Source organism: Myxococcus sp. CA005 (assembly GCF_006518205.1).
Classification (GTDB): domain Bacteria; phylum Myxococcota; class Myxococcia; order Myxococcales; family Myxococcaceae; genus Myxococcus; species Myxococcus xanthus.
Map to the genome: position 1 here is coordinate 36,608 of NZ_SRLV01000023.1, position 23,259 is coordinate 59,866.

General features: G+C 71.1%; 7 protein-coding genes. 2 read left to right on the forward strand and 5 right to left on the reverse strand.

Annotated features, from left to right (window positions below; all coding sequences use genetic code 11):
• Positions 1 to 105: 105 nt before the first annotated feature.
• Genes FMQ63_RS12825 through FMQ63_RS12835 form a run of 3 tightly spaced genes read right to left on the reverse strand, consistent with a single transcriptional unit; the run spans position 106 to position 2,269 of the window.
• Entirely contained in the window at positions 106 to 1,080 is a 975-nt protein-coding gene (locus FMQ63_RS12825) for a c-type cytochrome (RefSeq protein WP_011551722.1), read from the reverse strand.
• A 14-nt stretch (positions 1,081 to 1,094) separates the two neighbouring features.
• The gene (locus tag FMQ63_RS12830; protein WP_011551721.1) at positions 1,095 to 2,093 is read right to left on the reverse strand and encodes an aromatic ring-hydroxylating dioxygenase subunit alpha; all 999 of its coding nucleotides are present in this window, start codon (positions 2,091 to 2,093) and stop codon (positions 1,095 to 1,097) included.
• Between the two features lie 5 nt (positions 2,094 to 2,098).
• Positions 2,099 to 2,269 (reverse strand): Xan family putative trans-acting RiPP leader peptide, encoded by a 171-nt coding sequence (locus FMQ63_RS12835; RefSeq protein WP_011551720.1) that lies wholly within the window; start codon positions 2,267 to 2,269, stop codon positions 2,099 to 2,101.
• Between the two features lie 143 nt (positions 2,270 to 2,412).
• Between FMQ63_RS12835 and FMQ63_RS12840 the strand changes: the two genes are divergently transcribed.
• Together FMQ63_RS12840 and FMQ63_RS12845 are read left to right on the forward strand one after the other, a co-directional pair.
• Positions 2,413 to 4,362 (forward strand): hypothetical protein, encoded by a 1,950-nt coding sequence (locus FMQ63_RS12840; RefSeq protein WP_228556414.1) that lies wholly within the window; start codon positions 2,413 to 2,415, stop codon positions 4,360 to 4,362.
• 28 nt (positions 4,363 to 4,390) lie between these two features.
• Positions 4,391 to 21,187 carry a non-ribosomal peptide synthetase gene (locus FMQ63_RS12845; RefSeq protein WP_020477723.1) on the forward strand — a complete coding sequence of 5,599 codons (16,797 nt, stop codon included), beginning with the start codon at positions 4,391 to 4,393 and terminating at the stop codon, positions 21,185 to 21,187.
• Here FMQ63_RS12845 and FMQ63_RS12850 read toward each other — a convergent pair whose 3' ends face one another.
• Together FMQ63_RS12850 and FMQ63_RS12855 are read right to left on the reverse strand one after the other, a co-directional pair.
• Positions 21,188 to 21,967, reverse strand: coding sequence for an outer membrane lipoprotein-sorting protein (locus FMQ63_RS12850; RefSeq protein WP_216608476.1), 780 nt, complete (start codon positions 21,965 to 21,967; stop codon positions 21,188 to 21,190). It lies immediately after the preceding gene.
• Positions 21,967 to 23,259 (reverse strand): ABC transporter permease, encoded by a 1,293-nt coding sequence (locus tag FMQ63_RS12855; protein ID WP_011551716.1) that lies wholly within the window; start codon positions 23,257 to 23,259, stop codon positions 21,967 to 21,969. Before FMQ63_RS12855 ends, FMQ63_RS12850 begins: the two co-directional genes overlap by 1 nt.

The window sequence follows — 23,259 nt, forward strand, 5'->3', positions numbered from 1 at the left end:
GGGGGCACGCGTCACGCGCGCCCCTGGGGGAAGGGCGCGCAACGATGGGCTTTCAGGGGACGCGCTGGGAGTCTACCGGACGCTCCCAGGTGGCGCCAGAATGGGTCATTTGCCAGACGCGGACGGCGCGGCGGGGGCCACGGCGGGCACCGTGCGCAGGTAACGGTAGAGGGCCTTGAGGTCCGCCTCCGCCAGTCCGGCGAAGAAACCCCAGGGCATGGTGAGCTTGTTCACCTGGCCCGCCCGCGCGGGCGCGGGTGCCAGGTCCTTGAAGGCGGTGAAGCGGGCGACGAAGGCTGCTTCGTCCACGGCGCCCAGTCCGTGTGCATGCGGCGTGAGATTGGATACGACTTCCGGGCCGTGCGGCGTGGGCAGCGGACGTCCTCCCACGAAGGGCGTGCCCGCCTCGTCCATGCCCGCGTGACACGCGGCGCACTGCGCCATGGTGGCCAGGTAGCGACCGCGAGAGACGTCATCTGCGGCGGGCTCCGGCACGGCCGTCTTCATGGGCGCGGCCATGTCCTTGTACTGCGCGTACACCTCGTCCGGGATGACCGAGCGGGCCGAAGCGCGCGGGGTGGCCGGGGCCTGACGCAGCCAGGCAATCACGGCATGGGCGTCCGCGTCCGACAGCTCGCGGTAGAGGAGGAACGGCATGAGTGGGAAGAGCGTCTTCCCATCGCGCCCGGTGCCGTCGCGCAGCGCGCGCATCAGCTCCTCATCCGTCCAGCGGCCGATGCCGTGCTCGGGATCGGAGGTGATGTTGGGCGCGCAGACGCGACCGGGCAGCTCCCAGGCCGCGTCATCCCAGCAGGCGCCGGAGAGCGCGGGCCCGGAGGCGGGGCCTCCATACCGAGCCCAGTCGCGCGGCGTGTGGCAGGAGCCACAGGCGAGCACGTTCTCCACGAGGTACCGGCCCCGCTCCAGCTTCGCCGCGTCCGCGGACGCGGTGACGGCCGGGACGGCGGGAGCACGAGGCGACGGCGCGGATGCGGCCGGAGCCTTCGCGGGTGGCGGCGGCGATTCGTTGCGCTGACAGGCGCTCAGCGCCAGCAGCAGGAACAGGAGATGGGAGCGCATGGGGGTGTGGGTCCTCATTCCGGGGCGGGTCCGTCCACGGGCTTGCCCAGCCGCAGGGCGATGACACCCCGGCGGTATTCGATGGGCAGGCGGTCCGCGGGTGTGTGGACCTCGCTGGCGAAGTCCAGGGGCTGGGCCCGGGGACGCACGCCCTCCAGCGTGCGCCGGTCCTGCTCCAGGATGGCCAGCTCACTCTTCACGAACATGTCCGGGAAGTGGTTGCGCAGCCGGGGGTGGTACGAGGCGAAGTAGAAGCACCGCATCTTCTCCTCGGAGAGCGGAGAGGCGATGGCGTAGACGGTGTGGACGTAGAAGAGCGTGGGCTTGAAGGCCAGCTTCGCGGCGAAGGGCAGCGTCACGTCGTAGGTGAGCGTGGTGCGATCCACCCGGGGCGGCATGCCATCCGTCGCCGGAGCCAGCGCTGGATAGACGATGCGCGCGCCGACGCCGGTGGCGCGCCGCTCCACTTCATAGGGAAGCACTTCCGGCTGCTCCGGGTTGCCGAAGGTGCCTTCGTGCACGAAGGACAGGTGCGCCACGTCCAGGACGACCTCAATCATCCGGCCCGCGGCGACGTCCCACTCCAGCACCGGCAGTGGCACGGTGGCCAGGGCGCCGTCCTCCAGCTCCGGCCACTCCGGCAGCGGCGCGGCGGGCTCCGGGGACAGGCAGACCCAGACGAGGCCGTACCGCTCCGTGGCCTGGAAGGCGGAGACGCGTGCCCGGGCGGGAATGGGCGCGGCGGGCTGTGACGGCACCCGCACACAGCGTCCGTCCGAGCCGTAGGTCCAGCCATGGAAGCCGCAGCGCAGCCCTTCCGGGGTGACGACGCCCACGCTGAGGTCGGCGCCCCGGTGTGCACATCGCCGGTGCGTCACGGCCACGCCCGAGCCCGTCCGCCACAGCACCAGCTCCGTCCCCAGCAAATGCACGGGGAGTGGAACGGCCGTCAGCTCGCTGGAGAAGGCGACCGGGTGCCAGTACGGAGAGAAGGCGTCAACGTAGGAACGCACGACCCTCAAGCCAGCGCGAGCGGAGCAATCTTGCTCTCGATCTCCTCGAGCAGGAAGTCGATCTCCTCGATCTCATCCAGCTTCTCGGGCGCGGCGGAGACCTCGCTGTGCGCCGCCTCGGAAGTGGCGGGCTCGGAGTGGGCGGGCGCTGCGGACAGGGTCTCTTCCGGAGCCATGAGGCCTCCTGAGTCGGGGGTGGGGGCGCGATTGTGTCCGGCTGTCTGGGGGGCCTGTCAATCCGGAGTCCCCTTTCTTAAGAATTTTTCGACACATGTATCGCTGATTGAGACTCGTATACGCTCAGGGGGCCCCTGTGATGATGCCCCCCTTGCCCGTTCGAGCCCTGGCCGCGGCCATCCTGCTCTGGAGTCTTACCGTGTCCGCCGAGCCCTGGAACGGCACGGAGCCGGGCACGACGACGCTCCAGCAGGTCCTGCTCTCCTTTGGCCCGCCCACCCGGCAGGTCCACGAGGACGGCGCGGTGGTGCTGACGTACCAGCGCAAGGCCGCGCCGGGAGGCACCCGGAGCACGCGCTTCCACTTCGACGCCCGGCAGGGCGTGCTGCGCCGCGTCGAGGTGGTGCCCACGAAGCCGCCGACGCAGGCGGGGCTCGTCGCGCTGTACGGCCCCGCGTGTGGCGCGGCGAAGGCCTCGGAGGGAGGCCCGGACTGTCACGAGGAGGAAGCCGCGCCCGCGCGCCAGCGCTGGTGGCACTACCGCGCGCGCGGGCTGAGCGTGCTCCTCGACAAGCAGCGGCGCGTGAAGTCGATGCGCTACAGCGAGCCCCTGGCCTCCGCGAGCCCGGCCCCGGCACGAGGATCCATGGCTTCGGCCGGGAGTGAAGGCGCCACCGTGCCGGCCGCGGCGGCGTTCGACGTCCCGAGGGCGACGCCCGCCACGGGGACGCTGCCGCCCGACACGGACTCCGCCTCCGGGCTCGCCACCGCCGCCGTGGACCCGAGCGGGGCCGGTGCGCCCGACGGTTTCGAGGACCTGCTGGACGCTCCCGCTCCCGCTCCCGCGCCTCGGCCGGCCGGTCCATCGGGCGCCATCGTGGAGGGCTGGCAGGGCCCGGAAGGCGAGGCCGCGGACCCCTGGCATGAGACGGCGCAGGAGCGTCAGCAGGACGTGCTCGCGGTGGGCGGCATCTACTTCCAGCGCGCGGAGCTGACGGGGCTGCGCTCCCAGGGGAAGACGTCGTACCAGCCCGTCCTGCCCGCACTCGCGGACATCTACCTGGACGCGACGCCGTCGAAGCACGTGCGCGGCTTCATGATGGGCCGGCTGGCGTATGACCCGCTGTCCACGGAGGCGAACGGACCCGCCGCCGTGCTGGGGCAGATGTGGCTGAAGTTCGACGTCGCCCAACGGCTGTTCGTCACCGCCGGGCGCCAGGAGATTCGCTGGGGCAGCTCGCAAATCTGGAACCCGACCGACTTCCTGCAGGCGCCCAACCCGGATCCGCTCAACATCTTCGACCTGCGCACGGGCGTCGACATGGTCCGCCTCACGGTGCCGTGGGAGGCCATGGCCGCCAACCTGTCGCTCCTGGGTACCGCCAACGTGGAGGACGTCAGCGAGGACCTCCGGCGGGTGCGCTACGGCGGTGGCGTGCGCGCGGAGATGGCGGTGGGCACGGGCGAAATCGCCGCGACGGCGGTGTTCGACCAGTCGCGCCGGCCCCGGTACGGCCTGGACGCGACGATGGCGCTGGGCCTGCTGGACTTCAACGCCGAGGTGGCCTGGGTGGGCGACGGCAACACGCGGCTCTGGGCCCGTGATGGCGACAGCTTCGTGGAGCGCACGCTGGAGGGACGCAAGCTGCTGGTCAGCGCGGGCGTTTCGGCCACGTTCAACTTCGCCGAGCTCTACCGCGCCGTCATCCGGGTGGAGGGCTTCCACAACCCGCTGGGCTACGACGACCGCGCCTTCCTGCCCTGGCTGAGTTCGCAGGGAGACTTCCGGCCGCTCTTCCATGGCCGCTACTACGCACTGGGGCAGGTCAATATCGGCCGGCGCGGCGTGTCCCAGCTGTCGCTCATCTTCACCACCATCGCCAACGTGCAGGATGCGTCGTACCTGTCACGGCTGGCCTTCAACTCATCGCCCTTCGACATCCGGGACATCTTCGTCCAGACCTTCGTCGAGGTGCCCTACGGTGAACGTGGCAGCGAGTTCCGCTTCGAGAGCCTCCCCGCGGACCCCACCATTTCCGGTTCGGGGCTGGGCGTCTTCCGCGCGGGCGTGAGCCTCTACGTTCGCATCTAGCCCACCGGGCCTTCCGGAATCCGACTTCATGACCTCGCGATCCGACTCCGACTCCCTCGCCGCCGCGAAGCGCGAGCAATTGCGCAAGTTGCTGGAGCAGCGCAAGAACCCCGGCACGGGGAGCGCCGCGCCCTCCTCGCCACAGCGGAACGTGGTGGGCCCCTCGCGCCGCCCGGCGGGGACGACCGACGTGCTGTCGCCCGCGCAGGAGCGCATGTGGTTCCTGCACCAGCTCCGCCCCGACACCGCGACCTACGTGGTGCCGTGGGCCGCGATGCTGGAGTCCCCCGTGGACGCGAGCGCGCTCGACGCGGCGCTGCGAGCCCTGCTGTCGCGCCATCCCCTGCTGCGAGCCCGCTTCCCCGCCGAGGGCGGCCGTCCCCAGGTGCGCTACCTGGACCTGCCCGAGCGCGTCCTCGACGTGGAGGATGCGACGGGCGCGAGCGAGGCCTGGCTTTCGCGCAGGCTGCGCGAAGAAGCCTCTCGGCCGTTCGACCTGGAGCAGGGGCCGCTGTACCGCTTCCGGCTGCTGAACCTCTCCAGCCAGCGGCAGGTGCTGGTCCTGGTGTTCCACCACCTCGTCACCGACGGCGCGTCCATCAACGTGTTGATGCGCGAACTGGGTGTGCTTCATGCCGCGCACGCCCGCGGTGAAGTCCCCGCGCTGACGGCGCTCCCGCTGGAGTACGCGGATGCCGCCGCGTGGCAGCACACGCCCGACGCCGCCGCGAATGAACCGGAGCTGATGGCCTTCTGGAAGCGGCAGCTCGAAGGCGCCGTGCAGGGGCTGGAGCTGCCCATCGACAAGCCTCGGCCCGCCCGGCGGTCGGACCGGGGGGCGCTGACGGAACCCATCGCCCTCCCCTCCTCGCTCACGGGCGCGCTGCGCGCCTTCAGCCGCGAACGGCAGGTGTCGCCGTTCATGACGCTGTACGCGGCCTTCGCGGCGCTGCTGTACCGGTACTCGCGGCAGGACGACTTCTGCGTCGGCACGCCCGTCTCCGGGCGCACGCACCCGTCCATGGAGGGGCTGGTCGGCCTGTTCGTCAACACGGTGGTGCTGCGCACGCGCGTCACCGCGGCGGATGCCTTCACCGCGCTCCTCGACCAGGTTCGCGCCACCACGCTGGATGCGCTGGGCCACCAGGCCCTTCCCTTCGAGCGGTTGGTGCAGGCCCTGGGCGTGGAGCGGAGCCTCAGCCACTCCCCGCTGTTCCAGGTGATGTTCGACCTATACCGCGTGGAGCATTCCCTGGCGGGCGCCTTCCCCGAGGCCCGCGACCTCCCCATGGACACGGGCGCGTGCGAGTTCGACCTGCACGTCACGCTCTTCGAGAGCGCGTCCGGCTTCGAGCTGTTCGCCCGCTACAGCACCGACCTCTTCGAGGCCACCACGGTGCGGCGGATGCTGGGCCACTATCTCCAGCTCCTCACGCATGCGCTGCGCGCGCCGGACACGCGCGTGGATGCGCTGTCGCTGCTGCCTGATGCGGAGCGCGCCCGCGTGCTGGCGGATTCGAACCCGCCGCGCCGGCCCTTCCCACTGGAAGCCGCCTTCCCCGAGCACTTCTCCGCCCAGGCCGCGCGCACGCCGGACCAGGTGGCCCTGTCGTCCTCCAGTGCTCGGTGGACTTATGCGGAGCTGGAAGCCCACACCAACCGCGCCGCGCGACGGTTGGTGGCCCAGGGTGTCGGCCTGGAGTCCGTGGTGGCCGTGCTCGGGCGCCGCAGCGAAGCCACCGTGCGCGCGCTGATGTCCATTCACAAGGCGGGGGGCGCATACCTTCCGCTGGACGCGCAGCTCCCCGCGGCTCGGCTGGCCCGACTCCTGGAGGAGAGCCGCGCGCCGTTCGTGCTTCCGCTCGACACGGACGAGGCCTTGCTGTCAGAGGTGCTCGCGGGCGTTCCCGAAGCCCGGCGGCCTCGGGTGCTGTCGCTGGAGGGACTCGAGTCACAGAGCGCGGAGCGGCTGCCGCCGCGTGCCACGCCGGACTCGCTGGCCTACGTCCTCTTCACCTCCGGCTCCACCGGCACACCCAAGGGCGTCATGGTGGACCACCGCGGCATGCTCAACCACCTGCTGGGCATGCGCGAGGCGCTGGGCCTGGACGGGTATGACGTCGTGGCCCAGATTGCCGCGCTCAGCTTCGACATCTCCATCTGGCAGATGTTGGGCGCGCTGCCCGGTGGCGGCACCACGTACCTCATCGAAGACGACGTGATGAGGGATCCGCCCCGGCTCGCCGACGCGCTGGAGCAGGGCCGCGCCACCGTCATGGAGATGGTGCCCTCCGTCCTCCAGGCCATCCTGGAGGGCGCTCGCCCAGAGCAGGACTTCCCGGACATGCGCTGGGTGGTGCTCGGCGGCGAGCCCGTCCCGCCCGCGCTGTGCCGGACCTGGCTGGAGCGCTGCCCAGGCTGCCGGATGGCGGACGCCTACGGCCCGACGGAGAGCTCGGACGTCGCCAGCCTCCACTTCATCAACGAGCCCCCCGAAGGCAGCTTCACCCCCATTGGCACGCCCAAGGCCAACATGGAGGTGTACGTGCTGGACGACGCCCTCCAGCCCGTTCCGGTCGGCATCGTGGGCGAGTTGTACCTGGGCGGCCTGGGCGTGGCCCGTGGGTACGTGGGACGCGCGGACCTCACCGCCGAGCGCTTCGTTCCGCACCCTTTCAGCGCCACGCCGGGCGCGCGCCTCTACCGCTCGGGAGACCTGGGGCGCTGGTTGCCGGACGGCGTGCTCCAGTTCGTCTCTCGCGCCGACCTCCAGGTGAAGGTGCGCGGCATGCGCATCGAGTTGGGCGAGGTCGAAGCCGCCCTCGCGTCGCTCCCCGGCGTCCGCTCCGCCGCTGTCACCGTTCAGCGACGCGGGCCCTCTGACTCCTGGCTCGCCGCCTGGGTCGTCCCCGCTTCTCCCGACGCCGACGTCCACTCCCTCCAGGCCGCCCTCGCTCGTCTCCTCCCGGCCTTCATGCTTCCCTCTCGCTGGGTCCTTCGGGCCCAGCTTCCTCTCACCTCCACCGGCAAGCTCGACCGCAAGGCCCTCGCCGCGATTCCTCTCGACGAAGCCCCTTCCCTCTCCGAGGGTGGGCCTCCTCGCGGGCCCCTGGAGGAGCTGCTTGCTCAACTCTTCTGCCAGGTCCTCGGCCTCGAGCGCATCGAGCGGGAGGCCAGCTTCTTCCACCTCGGTGGCCACTCGCTCTCCGCCACCCGGCTGGTGGCCCGCGCCCGTCACGCCCTGGGTGTTCAGCTTCCCCTCTCCTCCCTCTTCACCTCCCCTTCCGTCGCGGGCCTCGCGTTGGAAGTCGCTTCGCTTCAGCGCGACGCCTCCTCGCTTCCTCCTCCGACGCCTTCTGACTCGGCGCCTTCGCTCTCCCAGGCTCAGGAGCGCCTCTGGTTCATCCATCAGCTCCAGCCGGGCTCGGGCGCCTACCACATCCCCCAGGCCGTCGAGCTTCGCGGCACGGTGAGCGCCGACGCGCTGGATGCGGCGGTGCGGTGGCTGCTGGAACGCCATCCCGTGCTTCGCACCACCGTGGTGTCACAGCAGGGACAGGCGCGCGTCGAGGTGTCCTCCGTTCCCGTGCGTGTGCTTCAAATGGAAGCGCTGCGCGCGGCCCCCGAGGCACTGCAGCTTCGGCTTCAGCAGGAGTCGTGGCGGCCCTTCTCGCTGGAGCAAGGACCGCTGTACCGCTTTCTGCTGCTCGACGTAGGGGAGGACCGGCACGTGCTGCTGGCCGTGTTCCATCACCTGGTGGTGGACGGCCTCTCGCTGGACATCCTGCTGCGCGAACTGGGTGAAGTGTATGCCGCCTTCCAGCAGGGTCATGCGCCCACGCTGGCCCCGGTGGCGCTGCACTACGCGGACGTGGCCAGTTGGCAGCGCTCCGAGCCTGTCCATGCGCGCGACACGGCCCAGCTCGACTACTGGAAGCAGCGGCTCTCCGGCACGCCGGGGCTTCTCCAGCTTCCCACCGACAAGCCGCGCCCCGCCGTCCTCACGCACCAGGGCGCCTCCACGGGGACCCAGGCACTGCCTGCCGCGCTGACGGACACCGTGCAGCGCGCTTGCCGTGAACACGAAGCCACGCCGTTCATGGTGCTGTACGCCGCGTTCGCCGCGCTGCTGTACCGCTACTCTCAACAGGACGACTTCTGCGTCGGCACGCCCGTCTCCGGCCGCACCCACCCTTCACTCGAAGGTGTCGTGGGACTGCTCGCCAACACCGTGCCTCTGCGCACGCAGGTGGATGCGTCCACCTCCTTCGCTTCGCTCCTTGCCCAGGTCCGCGCCACCACGCTGGATGCGCTCTCTCATCAGGACGTGCCCTTCGAGCAACTGGTCCATGCGCTCGGCGTGGAGCGCAGCCTCAGTCATGCGCCCCTGTACCAGGTGATGTTCGACCTGCACCGGGTGCAGGGTTCGCTCGCGGATGCATTCACGGGGCTGGATGCGCGCCCGGTTCCCGTCGACATTCGCGCCAGCCCGTTCGACCTCGCGTTGAGCGTCATCGAGCAGGCAGGGAGCTTCGAGCTCTTCCTCCGCTACAGCGGCGAGCTGTTCGAACCGGAGACCGCTCGACGGATGATGGAGCACTATCAGCGTCTGCTCACCCAGGCGCTGGCCGAACCGCATCTGCCGCTGTCGCGGCTATCCTTGCTGTCGTCCGACGAGCAGGCGCTGGTGCTTCGCCACGCCCGTCCCGCGCCGCTGGCTTTCGACCTGGACACCTGCCTGCCTGAGCGCATCAGCGCCCATGCGCGCAACACGCCCGAACGGCTGGCGCTTGCCTCCGCCGACGCGCAGTGGACCTACGCGCAACTGGAGGCCCTGAGTCTTCGCGCCGCGCGCACGCTGCGCGCCCAGGGCGTTGGGCACGAGTCCGTGGTGGCCGTCCTCGGCCGCCGCTCCGAGGCCACCGTTCGCGCGCTGCTGTCGCTGCACAAGGCCGGTGCCGCCTACCTCCCGCTGGACGCGCAACTGCCCGCGGCGCGCCTCGCACGGCTGCTGATGGAGAGCCGCGCGCCCTTCGTCCTTCCCCTGGGCCCTATCGAGGCGCTGCTCACCGAGGTGCTCGCGGAGATTCCGCTCGAGCATCGGCCGCGCGTGCTGTCGCTCCAGAACCTGGAGGCCGAGTCTGACGCGCCGTTGCCTCCCTTCACGACGCCGGACTCGCTGGCCTACGTCCTCTTCACCTCCGGCTCCACCGGCACGCCCAAGGGCGTCATGGTGGACCACCGCGGCATGCTCAACCACCTGCTGGGCATGCAGCACTCGCTGCAACTTGGCGCGTCCGACGTGCTCGCGCAGACGGCGCCGCTCTCCTTTGACATCTCCATCTGGCAGATGCTGGGAGCGCTGGCCGCCGGAGGGACGACCTACGTCGTGGATGACGACGTGGTGCGTGAGCCCGCCCGGCTCATCGCGGCCTTGCAGCAAGCGGGGGCCACCACCGTGGAGCTGGTGCCCTCGCTGCTCCAGGCCCTGCTCGAAGAGCCTGGAGAAGCGCCGCTGCCCGCCCTTCGCCAGATGCTCACCATTGGCGAAGCCCTGCCGCCTTCGACCTGTCGTGCGTGGTTCGAGCGCCACCCCGGCCTGCCACTGGTCAACGCCTACGGCCCCGCCGAGTGCGCGGACACCGCCACACTCTGGCGCATGCACGCACCGCCCGCGAGCGCCAGCACGCCCATCGGCACGCCCAAGGCCAACTTGGAGGTGTACGTCCTGGATGACGCGCTCCAGCCGCTGCCTCCGGGTGTCCCGGGTGAGCTCTACATCGGCGGTACGGGCGTCGGTCGCGGCTACGTGGGACGCGCGGACCTCACCGCCGAGCGCTTCATCCCGCATCCCTTCAGCACCATGCCGGGCGCCCGCCTCTACCGGACGGGAGATCGGGGCCGCTGGAATGCCGACGGAACACTGGGCTTCCTGGGCCGCGTCGACTTCCAGGTGAAGGTGCGCGGCATGCGCATCGAGTTGGGCGAAGTCGAGGCCGCCCTCGCCTCGCTCCCCGGCGTCCGCTCCGCCGCCGTCACCGTCCAACGACGCGGGCCCTCCGACTCCTGGCTCGCCGCCTGGGTCGTCCCCGCTTCTCCCGACACCGACGTCCACTCCCTCCAGGCCGCCCTCGCTCGTCTCCTCCCGGCCTTCATGCTTCCCTCTCGCTGGGTCCTTCGCGCCCAGCTTCCGCTCACCTCCACCGGCAAGCTCGACCGCAAGGCCCTCGCCGCGATTCCTCTCGACGAGGCCCCTTCCCGCTCCGAGGGTGGGCCTCCTCGCGGGCCCCAAGAGGAGCTGCTTGCTCAGCTCTTCTGCCAGGTCCTCGGCCTCGAGCGCATCGAGCGGGAGGCCAGCTTCTTCCACCTCGGTGGCCATTCGCTCTCCGCCACCCGGCTGGTGGCTCGCGTCCGCCACTCCCTGGGCATTCAGCTTCCCCTCTCCTCCCTCTTCACCTCCCCTTCCGTCGCGGGCCTTGCGCTGGAAGTCGCTTCGCTTCAGCGCGACGTCTCCTCGCTTCCTCCTCCGACGCCTTCTGACTCGGCGCCTTCGCTCTCCCAGGCTCAGGAGCGCCTCTGGTTCATCCATCAGCTCCAGCCGGACTCCGGAGCGCATGTCGTCGGACAGGCCGCGGAGTGGACGGGCTCGGTGGACGTGGCCGCGCTGGATGCGGCAGCGAAGTGGCTGCTGGAGCGCCATCCGGTGCTGCGCACCACCGTGTCCTCACGACAGGGTCAGCCGCAGGCGAGCGTGTCCCCGGTCCCCGCCAGCGTGCTCCAGGTGGAGCCCCTGGCGCCGGGTGCGGACGCCCAGGCCCGTCAGGCTCGGCGCCTGACGGAAGAAGGCAATCGGCCGTTCGATGTGGAGCACGGTCCGCTGTATCGATTCCTGCTGCTCGAAGCCGAGCAAGCGCGGCATGTGCTGGTCGTCGTGTTCCACCATCTGGTGAGCGACGCACTGTCCGCGGGCCTGCTCATGCGCGAACTGGGCGAGGCGTATTCCGCCTTCCAGCAGGGCCATGCGCCCACGCTGGCCCCGGTCGCGCTGCACTACGTGGATGTGGCCAGTTGGCAGCGCTCCGAGCCTGTCCGCGCTCGCGACACGGCTCAGCTCGACTACTGGAAGCAGCGGCTCTCCGATGCGCCGGAGCTGCTCCAGCTCCCCACCGACAAGCCGCGCCCCGCCGTCCTCACGCACCGGGGCGACAACACCGGCTACCACCCGCTGCCGCCGTCTCTCTCCGAGAGCCTGCGAGCGTTGTGCCGGCAACAGCAGGTCACGCCGTTCACGGTGCTGTACGCCGCGTTCGCCGCGCTGCTGTACCGCTACTCCCAGCAGGACGACTTCTGCGTCGGCACGCCCGTCTCCGGCCGCACCCATCCTTCGCTCGAAGGCGTCGTGGGTCTGCTCGCCAACACCGTGCCTCTGCGCACGCAAGTGGACGCGTCCACCTCCTTCGCCTCGCTCCTTGCCCAGGTCCGCGCCACCACGCTGGACGCGCTCTCGCATCAGGACGTGCCCTTCGAGCAACTGGTGCGCGCAGTGGGCGTGGAGCGCAGCCCGGGGCACGCGCCGCTCGTGCAGGTGATGTTCGACCTGCACCGCACCGAGCTGTCCGCCGCCAGTGGCTTCCATGCCCTGGGGGCACGGCGCGTCCCCATCGAGACGTGGACGTGTGAGGTCGACCTCTTCCTCACCGCCATCGAAGTGGGCGAGGGCTTCGAGGTCTACTTCCAGTACAGCACCGACCTGTTCGAGCCCGGCACCGTGGAGCGGCTGCGCAACCACTACGTGCAACTCCTGTCCCACGCGGTGGCCGCGCCTCGCACGTCCGTGGGTGAGCTGTCCCTGCTCTCCGCCACCGAACGCGAGCAGGTGCTCCAAGGCTTCAACGCCACCGAGCGCCCCTTCGACTCGGAGGGGACCATCGTGTCCCTCATCGAGGCCCAGGTGGCCCGCACGCCGGACGCGCCAGCGGTGGTGGCGCCGGAAGGTACGCTCACGTTCCGGGAGCTGCACACCCGGGCGTCGAGGCTCGCGGCACACCTGACCGCCGCGGGCGCGGGGCCCGAAGCCGTGGTGGGCCTGTGCCTGGAGCGCTCGCTGGACGCGGTGGTGTCCCTGGTCGCCATCTTCATCAGTGGAGCGGGCTGCCTTCCCCTGGAGGCGTCGCATCCACCGGCTCGCCGCGCGGCGCTGCTGCGCCAGGCCCGCGCACGGCTCGTTGTCAGCCGCCCGGGACTCTTCGCGGGCGTGGAGCCTGGGGTTCCCCTCGTGTCGCCCGACGTGCGTGGAGACGTGGTGGCCGTCCCCCGCCCCCCGCGCGCCGAGCACCTCGCCTATCTGCTCTACACGTCCGGCTCCACTGGCGAGCCCAAGGGCGTGGAGCTCACCCACCGCAACGTCGTCCACTGCTTCGCGGCGTTCGACACGTACTACGCCACACAGCCGGGAGACTGCTGGGCGTCGTCGGGAAGCCTGTCCTTCGACATCCACCTGGAGGAGCTGCTCTTCAGCATCACCCGTGGCGCGCGCACCGTGCTGCGCGAAGTGGGCCCACTTGGGCTGGGCCGCGACATCCTCGGTCACGGCATCACCCACGTCGTCATCACGCCGTCCTCGCTGGCCACCGCGCTGGAGGAGCCCCGTGCGGCGGAGGCGTTCCGCTCGCTCAAGGTGCTCGTGACTGGCGGCGAGGTGCTGCCAGACCCGTTGGTGCGGCAGCTCGCGCTCACCCACACGCGGCTGGTCAACACCTATGGCCCCACGGAGACGAGCATCAACGTCGCGGCGGAAATCACGCTGCCCGACCGTCCCGTGCGCCTGGGCCGTCCGCTGGACCGGTGCCGGCTGTACGTCCTGGATGCGAACGGCGCTCCGGTGCCGCCGGGAGTCCCTGGCGAGCTCTACATCGGAGGTACCTGTCTGGGCCGTGGCTACCGCGACCGGCCGGACCTCACCGCCGAGCGATTCATCCCAGACGCCTTCTCCGGCAGGGAGGGTGGCCGCCTGTACCGCACGGGTGACCGGGTGCGGTGGAACGGTGATGGCTCGCTCGGCTTCCTGGGGCGCACCGACTTCCAGGTGAAGGTGCGCGGCGTCCGCGTGGAGCTGGAGGAAGTGGAGGCCGCCCTCCTGCGCCAGCCCGGTGTGAGGCAGGCATCGGTGGTGGTGCGCGGCACTCAGCGAGATGCACGCCTGGAGGCGTTCCTCGTTCTGGAAGGCACGGCTGCCGGCGTCGAGTCCCGGCTCCGCGAAGGACTGTCGCGCGCGCTGCCCGAGGCCCTGGTGCCCTCGCGCTTCACGGTGCTGACCGCCCTGCCGATGACGACCAGTGGCAAGGTGGACCGCAAGGCACTGGCGGCCCTGCCCATCCCGGACATCGAGCCGGAGGCCGCGCCCGAAGCGCGTCCCCGTGGCGCCGTCGAGGAGCTACTCGCCCTGCTGTTCTGCCAGGTGCTGGGCCTGCTGCAGGTGCGGCGCGAGGACGACTTCTTCCACATCGGAGGTCACTCGCTGGCCGCCACGCGGCTGGTGGCGCGAGTGCGACAGGCGTTCGACGTGGAGTTCCCACTCCAGGCGTTCTTCACCGAGCCCACCGTCGCGGGCCTCGCGCGCGAGTTGGAGACGCGGCGTGACGGCGCGGCCCCGCTCCCCGCGCCCGTGCCGCGTCCAGCGGACGCCGCGTTGGTCCTGTCTCCCACGCAGGAGCGGCTGTGGTTCGTGCAGCAACTCCATCCGGGCACCAGCGCCTATCACCTCGCGGAGGCGGTGGAGCTGGACGGCCCTCTGGACGCGGCGGCGATGGAAGACGCATTGCGCTGGCTGGTGACGAGGCATCCGGTGCTGCGGCTCGCCGTGCCCGCGCGCGACGGCCTTCCGGCGCCCGTGCTGTGCCCCGTGCCTCCGCGCGTGCTGGAGGTGGAAGAAGCGCCGTCCGCGGCGCAGTGGGCCCGGGACGCGGTTCACGCATCCTTCGACCTGGCGCGCGGCCCGCTCTATCGTTTCAGGCTGCTGCGCACGGCGCCGGAGCAGCACGTCCTGCTGCTCGCCTTCCATCACCTCGTGGTGGACGGGCTGTCGCTGGATGTCCTGGTGCGCGAGCTGGGCGAAGCCTACGCGGCGTTCCATCAACGCCGCACGCCCACGCTGCCGACGCCCCGGCTGGAGCATGCGGACATCGCCGCGTGGCTGCGCACCCCTCCTGCTCGGGAACGGGACGAAGCCCAGCTCACCTACTGGAAGCAGAAGCTCGAAGGCGTGCCCGGCCTGCTGCGGCTGACCCCGGACAAGCCTCGGCCCGCATCGCCACTGCTCACGGGCGCCATCACCCAGGGCCACGCCCTGTCCGCCGACACGGTGCGCGCGCTCCAGTCCTTCTGCCGCGAGCACCAGGCAACGCCGTACATGGTGCTGCTGTCCGCGTTCTCGGCGCTGCTCCACCGCTACTCCGGCCAGGTGGACTTCTGCGTCGGCACGCCTGTCTCCGGGCGCACGCATCCAGCGCTGGAGGGTGTGGTCGGGCTGATGCTCAACACCGTGGCGCTGCGCACGCCCGTGGCGCCGGATGCGTCCTTCACCTCGCTGGTGGCCCGCGTGCGCGCCACCACGCTGGAAGCGCTGGCGCACCAGGACGTCCCGCTGGACCGGGTCGTCCAGGCGTTGGGCGTGGAGCGCTCCGCCGGGCACTCGCCGCTGTTCCAGGTGATGTTCGACCTGGTGCGCGCGGACCGCACGATGGCGGACGCCTTCCCGGACCTGCGCGCCCGACCGCTCCAGCCGGAACTGCTCACCAGTCCGTTCGACCTATCGCTGTGGGTCGCTGAATCCCCCACCGGCTACACCCTGGCGCTGCGCTACGGCACCGAGCTGTTCGAGCCCACCACCGCACGGCGACTCATGGGACATTACGTCCGGTTGCTCCAGCACGCGCTGGAAGCGCCGGACACCGCAGTGTCCGCGCTGGAGCTGCTGCCCGCGAGTGAGCGAGAGCACCTGCTCCGGACGTGGAACGACACTGGCGCGGACTTCCCGCGCGAGCACACCGTCCATGCGCTGTTCGAGGCCCAGGCCGCGCGCGCGCCGGATGCCCCCGCCGTCCTGAACGACGGGGACGTGATGACCTACGGCCAACTGGATGCACGTGCCAACCAGCTCGCGCGGTACCTGCGACGGATGGGCGTCCGGAGCCAGACGCTGGTGGGCCTGTGCCTCCGCCGTTCCGTGGACATGGTCGTGGCGGTGCTCGGCGTGCTGAAGGCGGGAGGCGCCTATGTTCCGATGGATGCGTCCCAGCCTCCCGCCCGGCTGAGCTTCCTGCTGGAGGACACCGGCACGCCCGTGCTCGTCACCGAGGACGCGGTGGCGGACACGCTGCCCGTCTCGCAGGCGCTCGTGTTGTGCCTGGACTCCGAATGGGAGCGCACCGCCGGGCGTGAGTCGGACGCGCCGCTCGAATCCGTCTCTTCGGCGGAGGACCTCGCCTACCTCATCTACACCTCAGGCAGCACCGGGCGCCCCAAGGGCGTCCTAGTGGAGCACCGGGGCGTGGTGAACTACCTGCACTGGGCCCGGAAGGCGTATGCCGTCGACGACGGCGCGGGCGCCCCCGTTCATTCCTCACTGGCCTTCGACCTCACTGTCACCAGCCTGCTGCTGCCGCTCACCGCGGGCAGGCCCGTGACGCTCGTTCCGGAAGAGGACGGCGTGGAAGGCCTGGCCACCGCGCTCCGCACGAGCGCGGACTTCAGCCTGGTGAAGCTGACGCCTGCCCACTTGCAGATGCTGGCCGCGCAGCTTCCGCCCGAGGCGCGCGCGGGCCATACCCGCGCCTTCGTCATCGGTGGCGAGGCGCTTACCTCCGCCACCGTGGAGCCCTGGCGGCAGCACGCGCCGAGCACGCGGCTCATCAACGAGTACGGCCCCACGGAGACGGTGGTGGGCTGCTGCGTCCACACCGTGGAGGCGGACACGCCGGTGGAAGGCGCGGTGCCCATTGGCCGCCCCATCGCCAACACGCGCCTCTATGTCCTGGACGCCGCCCTCAGGCCGGTGCCCGCGGGTGTCCCTGGCGAGCTCTACATCGGAGGCGAAGGCGTTGCGCGTGGGTATTGGCGCCGGCCCGAGCTCACCGCCGAGCGCTTCGTGCCGGACCCATTCTCCTCCGTTCCGGGTGCGCGGATGTACCGCACGGGCGACCGGGTGCGTCTGCGGCCGTCGGACGTGCTGGAGTACCTGGGCCGCGTGGACTTCCAGGTGAAGGTGCGTGGCCACCGCGTGGAGCCGGGCGAGGTGGAAGCCGCGCTCATCGAGCTGCCGGGGGTCGCTTCCGCGGTGGTGGTCCTCCGTGAGGACGGCACCACGGGCCCCCGGCTGGTGGGCTACGTCACCGGCCACGACGCGATGCCAGAGACGGAGCCCCTGCGCGCATCACTGGCACAGCGGCTGCCCGCGCACATGGTGCCCTCCGCGCTCGTCGCGCTGGCTCAGCTTCCGCTGACGGCCAATGGCAAGGTGGACCGCGAAGCACTGCCCGCGCCGGAAGCCCCCGCGGCGTCGGACGAGGACTTCGTTTCGCCGTCCACGCCCACCGAGCACGCCCTGGCTCAGCTCTGGGAGGAGCTGCTGGGCGTGCAGCGAGTGGGTGCCCGGGATGACTTCTTCGAACTCGGAGGCCACTCGCTGCTGTCCGTCCAGCTCGCCTCGCGTGTCCGGGAGCGGTTGGGCGTCGAGCTGCCCGTGGCCACGCTGTTCGCCACGCCCACGCTGGCGGCGCTCGCGGCCCGTATCGATGCGTCCCCGAAGGTCTCGGAGCGCGTGGAGTCCATGCCCCAGACGCGGCCGGAGCACATCCCCGCATCGTTGGTGCAGGAGCGCCTCTGGTACGCGATGCAGCTCCCGGAGGCGCCGCCCTTCGTCGTCGTCGCCGCGCTGGTGCTCGACGGCACGCTGGACGTCGTGTGTCTGGAGACCGCCTTGGAGGCCGTGCTGGAGCGCAACGCCACGCTGCGCACCACCTTCCGACTGGAGCACGGAGCGGTCTTCACCCGGGAGCATCCCGTCACCCGGCCGGTGCTCGTCCAGACGGACCTGTCTCACCTGTCCGCCGCCGAGGCCCTGGACGCCGCGCGCGCCATCGCCACCCGGCATGACCGCGAGCCCTTCGCCGTAGACCAGGGCCCGCTGTACCGCTTCGAGCTGGCACGGCTGGACGCCAGTGGCACGCGCCATGTGCTCGTCGCGTCCATGAGCCATCTGGTCAACGACGGCATCGGAATGGGGGCCTTCCTGGAGGAACTCGCCCAGGCCTGGGCCGGAACCACGCCGCTGATGCATCCCGCGGCGCGGACGTATGCGGACTTCGCGCTCTGGCAGCGGAGCCCCGAGCACCTGCTCGAGGTGGACGCCGCCGTGGCCTCCTGGAAGGCCGCGCTGGCACACGCGCCGTCCGTCCTCGACCTGCCGCTGGACTTCCCTCGCCGCGCGCCCGCGCTGAACGCGAACATGCGGCCGGAGCCCCTGTCCCTCAGTTCCGAGGCGATGACAGCGCTCCACGCGCTGGCCCGGCGCGAGGGCGTGTCTCCCTTCACCGCGGTGCTCGCGCTGATGCAACTGTGGCTGCACCGCCTCAGCTCGCAGCCGCACGTCGTCGTCGCGTCACCCTTCTCGGGCCGCGTTCTGCCGGGCGCCGAGCGGCAGGTGGGCTACTTCGCCAACGTGCTCCCGCTGTGCACCGAGGTGGCGGGCACGCCGTCCTTCCGTGCGCTCCTGCGCCGCGCCTGGGATGTGGTGGGGCACGCCACGGCGAACCAGGAAGTCCCCTTCAAGCGCATCGCGGACGCGGTGCAGCCGGATGCGCCTCGCACCGCGCCGCCGCTGGCCCAGGCCCTGCTGCTGCTGGACAGCCCCGCGTCCCTGTCCTTCAACGGACTGGGTACCACGTACCTGGACGGCGAGAGCATCTTCCCCGCCTACGACGTGGTGCTGCACCTCATCGAACGGCCCGAGGGCGGAACGCTGGGCTTCCTCGCCACCGACAGCGCCCTCTTCACCTCCGCCACGGCACAGCACATGGCCCGCGCCTTCGAGCAACTGCTCACCGAGGCCGTGCGCACACCGGACGCGCCTCTGGCCCGGCTGTCCCTGCTGTCCTCGCAGCAGCGTGCGCAGGTGCTGGCCACATTGGATGGAGGCCCGCAGGACATTCCTGAGGGCGCCTGCATCCACACGCTCTTCGAGGCGCAGGTGCGCCGCTCGCCACACGCCCCCGCCGTGGCCCATGGCGATTCGACGTGGAGCTACGCGGAGCTCAACGCCCGCGCCAACGCGCTGGCCGCGCGCCTGCTCTCCCGGGGCATTCAGCCAGAAGAGCGCGTGGGCGTGGTGATGGAGCCCTCCAACCAGGGCATGGCCGCGCTGCTGGGCATCCTCAAGGCGGGCGGCTCCTACGTCCCGCTGGACGCGGGGTGGCCGGAGCCTCGCAAGCGCTCGGTGCTGACGCGCTCAGGGGTGCAGCGGCTGTGGGTGGATGCGGAAGCGCTGGAGGCGCACGCGGGCCTGGTGCCCGACGTGGAGGTTCCGCCCCAGCCCGCGCACATCGCCGAGGACCTGGAGCCCGGTCCCCGGCACGTCGCGGCCTCGCAAGTGGCGTACATCGTCTTCACGTCCGGCTCCACCGGCGAGCCCAAGGGCGTCATGGTGGAGCACCGCAGCGTGGTGAACCACAACGTCGCCCTAGCCGCGCGCTTCGGCTTGCGCCCGGGCGACAGGATGCTCCAGTTCGCGCCGCTCAGCTTCGACGCGGCGGCGGAGGACCTCTATCCGCCGCTCGTGGTGGGCGCCACGGTGGTGATGCGCAGCGGACTGGTGCCCGCGCACGTCATGACGCCGTACCTGGAGGAGACGGACATCACCCTCATCAGTCTGCCCCCCACGTACATCGAGGAGTGGATTCGCCAGATGGAATCCCACGGCCAGCGAGTGCCCGCGCGGCTGCGCCTGCTGGCGCCCGGTGGCGACGTGCTCAAGCGCGAGACGTATGAAGCCTGGGTGCGCGTGGGTGGTGGCCATGCGCCGTGGCTCAACGTCTACGGCCCCACCGAGTGCACGATTACCTCCGCAACCTGTGACATCCCGGGCGCCGAGGGACTGGGCACCGACGCCACCTTCCCCATCGGTCGGCCCATCTCGCGCGTGCGCATCCACCTGCTCGACGAGCACCTGGAGCCGGTGCTGCCGGGGCTGCCCGGACGCGTGTACATCGGCGGCGCGGCGCCGGCTCGGGGCTACCTGGGCGCTCCGGACATGACGGCCGAGCGCTTCATCCCCGACCCCTTCGCCACCGAGCCCGGCGCGCGCATGTACCACACGGGTGACCTGGCCCGGATGCTGCCGGACGGGCGGCTGCGCTTCCTCGGCCGCGCGGACCATCAAATCAAGATTCGAGGCTTCCGCGTCGAGCTGGCCGAAATCGAGGCCTGCTTGCGTCAGTTCCCAGGCGTCGAGGAAGCCGTGGTGCTGGCCCGCGCCGGCGGCTCCGGGCAGACGCAGCTCCAAGCGTTCCTCCAGGCACCGCCCCAGCATGTGCGCGCGGACGCGCTCCGTGAGCACGTCGCGGCGCGGCTCCCGTCGTACATGGTGCCCGCGGCCCTCGTCGTCCTGGAGGCGCTGCCCATCAACGCCAACGGCAAGGTGGACCGGCAGGCACTGCCAGACCTGTCCGCGCAGCCCGCCGTGCCGCCTGCGCAGGAGACTCCGGGCGAGCACCTGGAGACGCCCTTCCGCACCACGCTGGAGATGGCGATGGAGCGGCTGTGGCGCGAGGTGCTGGGACGCACGGACATCGGCGCGGGCGATGACTTCTTCCAGGTGGGCGGCGACTCCATCCTCGCGATGCGGCTGCTGAGCCGGCTGGAGGAGGAGCTGGGCGTGCCCGTCCCCCTGGCCACGCTCTTCCAGTATCCGGTGTTCCGTGAGACGGCCGATGCCGTGCACGAGCTGTTGGCCGAGGGCCCTCCGCGCTCCAGCGTGGTGTCCCTATCCGGCAAGCAGACGCCGAAGTCCGCGCCGCCCTTCTTCGTGTTCCACCCCGCCGACGGCGAGCTGCACTACTACCGGAACCTCACCCCGCTGCTGGAGCCCGGCCTGCGGTGCTACGGCGTCCAGGCCCCCGAGACGCAGTCGAAGCACGGCCACGCCACCTTCGACGCGCGCATCGCCGCGTACGTGCGGGACATCCAAGCAGTGCAGCCACACGGCCCCTACCGCTTCGCGGGCTACTCGTTCGGCGGCTACCCGGCGCTGGGCGTCGCGGCGGCGCTGGAGGCGCAGGGCGAAACCGTGGAGCTACTGGCCCTGGTGGATGCCCTGCCCGCGGTGGAAGGGCCTCAGGGGTCGGCGGAGGACCCGGTGCGCTCCATGGCGGAGGAGTTCGGCGTCCTGGACGCCGCGCTGGAGGCGGAGCTGGCCCCGCTGGACGACGCCGCGCGCTGGGAGCGGGTGACGGCGCTGGGCCGCGAGCTGGGCATGCTGGCCCCCCACTCTCGCGCCGCCGACCTGCGCCGCATCTGGCACGTGCTGGGCGAGGTGCTGGTGCCGCAGGTGGTGGGCTGGAAGGTGCCGTCCGTGCGCGCCCGGGTGCAGCTCTTCACGAGCGCGCCGTCACGGGCCCTGCACGGGGACACGCTGGGATGGGAGCGGCACCTGACGCGCGAGCAGCTCGACGTGGTGCCGCTGCCCAGTTCCCACTTCGGCACGCTCCAGCAGCCCTGCGTCCAGGAGTTGGCGAACCACCTCCTGGAGGTGCTGAAGCGGCAGGGAGGCTAGTCAGCGCAGGCGGCTCTCCAGCCACGCCTTGGTGAAGATGTTGGCGTCCAGCGGCGCCAACACCACCTCGTCGTAGCGGACCACCATCTGCGTGCCTTCCTGCTCCTCCGTCTCCAGCACTTCCTTGTAGTGGAGGACATGCTTGCCGGAGAGCGGGTCCTTGATGCGCTGGTAGCTGCGCACGATGTCGGTGCGCAGCGTGCGGCCGGACGCGGTGTAGCCCACCTTCTTGACGATGTTGTTCTGCGGGTCCACCCAGATGCGCATCAGCGGGAACGTCACCTGGTCGTTCTTCGCCGTCAGCAGCAGCTTGCGGTACGCCACGCCGTTGACGGTGTCGTCGCCCTCGTCCTTGCCGGCGTAGTCCTCGGCCAGCCGCGAGCGGTCGAAGTCCGCCTCGCAGGTGAAGGTGTTGAGCAGGTTGGTGCGCTGGGTGTTGCGCCGCCACGAGCCCGTCGTCGCCTCGTAGTCCCACAGGTTGCGGCCGATGCGCAGCGTCCCCATGCCCGCGAGGTGCCGCGGCTTGGTGGAGAGGAAGAGCAAGTCATTGTCGGCCTCGCGCCGGTAGACGTGGACCTCCATGGCCCGCTTGGCGCCATCCTTGCGCGTCTCATAGAGGCGGATGACGCCCTTGTAGTCGCTGGTGAAGGACATCTTCTCGTCGATGTGGCGCAGCAGGGCATCGGGCGCCAGCTTGGGCTCGGCCTCCGCGAGCGCCACCGCCGGAAGCAGCAGGGTCCAGCCGAGCAACAGGACGGACAGCGGGCGTCGTGCGTTCATCACAAGGACTCCATGGCGGAACGAGGAGGAAGCGAAGCGGCCCGGAAAGCCGGGACGATGGAAGCCAGGCCCGCGCCCAGCGTCACCAGGAGCACCGCGGCCACCACGTGCCCCAAGGTGGGCGCCAGCGGCAACGTGCCGCTGAAGAACAGGGTGGAGAGCGCGTCCGGCACTGGCAGCACGTCGCGCAGGAGCACCCCCAGCCCCGCCGCCATGCCAGCGCCCACGAGCGAGGCCGCCCACCCCACCAGCAGCCCCTCCAGCATGAAGGCGGCCACCAGCGAGCGGCGCTGCATGCCCATGGCGCGCAGCGTTCCAATCTCCCGCGTGCGCTCGCGGACCGACACGTTGAGCGAGACGAAGAGCCCCACCACCACGACGCCGAACACCACCGCGCCGACCAGCACCAGCAGCAGCCCCAGGCCCTGCCCCACGAAGTCGAGGAAGGCCGCCTCGTCCTCCCAGGTACTCACGTCCAGCTTCTGGCCCGCCCAGCCCTCGCGCAGCAGGGGCCCCAGCTTGTCGCCGTAGGCCTCGTGCGCGGGCGGCAGCACCTCGTAGCCGGCCTTCTGGAGCGCGCCACGCAGCGTCCCCGCCAGCGGCTCCAGCTCCGTGCCGTCGCCGCAGAGGAGCTGAATCACGCTGGCCGAGTCCGGACGGAAGCCATACAGCTCGCGCAGCATCGCGTTGGACACCAGCAACCCCGCGGACTCGCCCAGGACACCCGCGCGCTCCAGCAGGGCCACCACCTCCACGTCCACCGCGTTGCGCTTGCCGCCCGGCATCTGCACGAAGAGCGTGGCCAGCTCGCCCACCTCCACCTGGAGCCGCTCCGCCAGCGACGTGGACAGCGCCACCGTGCGTGGCTTCGCGAGGGCTTCCAGCGAACCGGTGCGCACCCGGAAGCCCGCGTTGCCCTCGGCCGCGACGTCCAGGCTCATCAGGTACGAGCGCACCCGGTGCCGTCCCGCACCCGCGGTGGCCGAGCCCCGGCCCCGCTCGCGCACCTGGCACTCCGCGGGCACGTGCGGCTGGAGGACGGAGCGGACCCGCGAGGTGTCACCCACCACGGGGAAGATGGAGTCGGGATGCTCCTTGAAGTAGCCCCCGACGTTGAGGTCGCCCGCGAGGAAGGTCCTCACGGCCTCGCGCTGCGCCCGGGCGACGCCCGCGCTCACGGACATCACGCCCACCAGCACGGCGCTGGCGCCCGCGAGCACGATGAGCAGCAACAGTCCCCGCTCGCGGTGGGCCAGGAGATTTCGGAAGGCAATCTGGAGAAGTGCGCGCAT

Coding starts and splice junctions, on each gene's coding strand:
- FMQ63_RS12835 (WP_011551720.1), bottom strand. CDS start 2,269: ATGGCTCCGGAAGAGACCCTGTCCGCAGCGCCCGCCCACTCCGAGCCC.
- FMQ63_RS12840 (WP_228556414.1), top strand. CDS start 2,413: ATGCCCCCCTTGCCCGTTCGAGCCCTGGCCGCGGCCATCCTGCTCTGG.
- FMQ63_RS12855 (WP_011551716.1), bottom strand. CDS start 23,259: ATGCGCGCACTTCTCCAGATTGCCTTCCGAAATCTCCTGGCCCACCGC.
- FMQ63_RS12825 (WP_011551722.1), bottom strand. CDS start 1,080: ATGCGCTCCCATCTCCTGTTCCTGCTGCTGGCGCTGAGCGCCTGTCAG.
- FMQ63_RS12845 (WP_020477723.1), top strand. CDS start 4,391: ATGACCTCGCGATCCGACTCCGACTCCCTCGCCGCCGCGAAGCGCGAG.
- FMQ63_RS12850 (WP_216608476.1), bottom strand. CDS start 21,967: ATGAACGCACGACGCCCGCTGTCCGTCCTGTTGCTCGGCTGGACCCTG.